Genomic DNA, 356 nt, shown 5'->3' on the forward strand with positions numbered 1-356 from the left:
GTTCCAGCGGGAGCGGTACTGGCTGGCTCCGACGTCCGGGACCGGCGACGCCACCGCCGCCGGACTCGGCCGGGTCGAGCACCCGATGCTCGCCGGGGTGGTGCAGGTCGGCGTGCGCGACGAGTGGGTGTTCACCGGCCGTCTGTCCACGGAGACCCAGCCGTGGACCCGCGACCACGTGGTCCTGGGCACGACGATCGTGCCGGGCACCGCGCTGGTCGAGCTGGCGCTCACCGCGGGCCGTCAGGTCGGCAGCCCGGCGCTGGACGAGCTGGTGCTGGAGGCGCCGCTGCTCCTGGAGGAGGGCGTCGCGGTCCAGGTCCAGGTCACCGTCGGCCAGGCCGGTGAGGACGGCC

At 75.3% G+C, this 356-nt stretch carries 1 protein-coding gene; it reads left to right on the forward strand.

The genetic code is table 11. From position 1 onward, the window contains the following. The coding region (locus RKE29_RS30600) for a polyketide synthase dehydratase domain-containing protein (RefSeq protein ID WP_312008933.1) at positions 1-356 on the forward strand (356 nt) is incomplete at both ends.

The sequence above is a fragment of the Streptomyces sp. B1866 genome, from assembly GCF_031932565.1.
Lineage (GTDB): Bacteria > Actinomycetota > Actinomycetes > Streptomycetales > Streptomycetaceae > Streptomyces.